The sequence below is a fragment of the Sphingopyxis sp. genome (genome assembly GCF_016463645.1).
GTDB lineage: Bacteria > Pseudomonadota > Alphaproteobacteria > Sphingomonadales > Sphingomonadaceae > Sphingopyxis.
The window spans coordinates 1-2,526 of the sequence record NZ_JAEMQX010000235.1; the positions used below are offsets into that span (position 1 = coordinate 1).

Consider the following 2,526-nt stretch of genomic DNA (forward strand, 5'->3'; position numbering starts at 1 on the left):
ACCCAGATCGAATTGACCGATCCCGAGAGCGTCTGGAGGATATTCGATGCGAGCGTCGGCAGCGCGAAGAGAATCAGCGTTTTGGTGATCGGCCCTTGCGTCAGGTCCATTCGTCCGCCGCCGCGTGCGGTCTGGCGCGGCGGAACCGGGCTTGCGGCCGGGTCGGCGGCCGCCGCGACCGGCGTCGGCGTGACGGGGACCTCGCCGTCGGTCACCCCAGACGGGCTAACGCGGCGGTGAGGCGGTCGGCCTCGGCTTCCTTGGCGGCGTGATCCATGCGGGCCTTTTCCACGGCTTCGGGTTTCGCGCGTTCGACGAACGACGGATTGTTCAAACGGCCGGCGAGGCCGTCGCGTTCCTTCGCCGCGGCGGCGAGCGCCTTGGTCAGGCGGTCGCGTTCGGCGGCGATGTCGATCACGCCCTCCAGGGGGACGGTGATCGTCTCGCCCTCGACGACGAGCTGCGCCGATGCGCCGGCGGGGGCTGGGTCGAAGCTGATCGCTTCGAGCCGCGCGAGGCGGTCGAGCTGCGCGGCGAGCTTGTCGGTGCGAGTGTTGAGCGACGCGGGGAAATGCGCGGTCAGGCGCGCGCCCGGCGGCAGGCCGAGTTCGGCCTTTGCCGTGCGCAGTTCGCTGACGAGCCTGATCAGCCAGTCGATGTCGGCGCTGGCTTCGGCGTCGCGTGTCGCGGCAGGCGCGGGCCATTTCGCGGTGATCAGCGGGTAATCGGCACGGTCGCCAAGCCCCGTCCACAGCTCTTCGGTGATGAAGGGCATGAAGGGATGGAGCATCACGAGAATCTGGTCGAGCACCCAGCCGGCGACCGCCCTGGTCTCGCCGTCGATCGCGCCTTTAATGAGTTCGAGATACCAGTCGCAGAAGCGATCCCACGCGAAGCTGTAGATCGCGTTCGCGGCCTCGTCGAAACGATAGGCGGCGAAGGCGGTTTCCATCGCGGCGACGGTGGCGGCAACCTCGCCGATGATCCAGCGGTTGACCGGCAGCGTCGCGGCGGGAGCTTCGAAACCGGTCGAGGCGGAAATGCCGTTGGCTTCGCAGAAGCGCGCGGCGTTCCACAGCTTGGTCGCGAAATTGCGATAGCCCGCGAGGCGCGCGTCATCCATCTTGATGTCGCGGCCCTGGCTTTCCATCGCCGCCATGAAGAAGCGCAAGGCGTCGGCGCCATATTGGTCGATCAGCCCGAGCGGGTCGACGACATTGCCCTTCGACTTCGACATCTTCGCGCCGTCGGGCGCGCGAACGAGGCCGTGGAGATAGAGCGTTTTCCACGGCACGTCGCCCATGAACTCCATCCCCTGCATCGCCATGCGCGCATCCCAGAAGAAGAGGATGTCGAAGCCCGAGATGAGGACGTCGTTGGGATAGTGGCGCTTGAGCAGCTCGGTGTTTTCGGGCCAGCCGAGGGTAGCGAAGGGCCAGAGCGCCGAGGAGAACCATGTGTCGAGGACGTCCTCGTCGCGGGTCAGCACGACGCCTGCGCCGGCCTCGGCCTGTGCTTGCTCTTCGGTTTCGGCGACGAAGATGCGGCCGTCTTCGGCATACCAGGCGGGGATGCGGTGGCCCCACCAGAGCTGGCGCGAGACGCACCAGGGCTGGATATTCTCCATCCAGTTGAAGAAGGTCTTTTCCCACGTCTTCGGCACGATGTTGATGCGGCCGTCGCGCACCGCCGCCATCGGCGGCTGCGCGAGGGTTTCGGCGTCGACATACCATTGGTCGGTCAGCCACGGCTCGATCACCACGCCGCCGCGGTCGCCGAACGGGGTCTGGATCGTGCGCGGTTCGGCGTCATGTTCTCCGCCGTCCTTGTCGATGTGCGGGATCAGGAAGCCCTGCTCCTTCATCCGCTGCACGACGAGTTCGCGCGCGCCATCGATGCCGTCGCGCCTGAAGCGGTGGAGGCCGAGATACTCGTCGGGGATCAGCCCGTCGGCGGTCTGGATGACGTTCGCGTCGCCGTCGAGCATGTTGAGCATCTCGCCGGGCCTGAAGCCCGCGCGCTTGCCGACGTCGAAGTCGTTGAAATCATGACCGGGGGTGATCTTCACCGCGCCGCTGCCCAGCTCGGGATCGGCATGTTCGTCGGCGACCACCCTGAAGCGGCGGCCGGTGATCGGCTGGAGGATGTCCTTGCCGATCACGCTCTTGTAGCGCGGATCGTCGGGATGCACCGCGACCGCCATGTCGGCGAGCATCGTTTCGGGGCGTGTCGTCGCGACCTCGATATAGTCGCGCCCGTCATCGAGGGTGACGCCGTCGGCGAGCGGATATCGGAAGTGCCAGAAACCGCCCTGCACCTCGTGCGTCTCGACCTCGAGGTCCGAAATCGCGGTTCTGAGCTTCGGATCCCAGTTCACCAGACGCTTGTCGCGGTAGATCAGACCCTTTTTGTGGAGGTCGACGAACACCTTGACGACGGCCTCGGTGAAATGCGGGTCCATCGTGAACTGTTCGCGCGACCAGTCCATCGAGCAGCCGAGGCGGCGGAGCTGGCCGGTGATCTGGC

Annotated in this window: 1 protein-coding gene and 1 pseudogene; both read right to left on the minus strand. The window is 66.4% G+C overall.

Annotated elements, in window-relative coordinates; genetic code table 11:
• Positions 1–215, minus strand: a pseudogene (locus JHC57_RS21980) (hypothetical protein); the annotation flags it as partial.
• Positions 212–2,526: valine--tRNA ligase (locus tag JHC57_RS21985; RefSeq protein WP_294032696.1), on the minus strand; the 2,315-nt coding region annotated here is incomplete at its 5' end. The gene JHC57_RS21985 and the pseudogene JHC57_RS21980, both read right to left, overlap by 4 nt.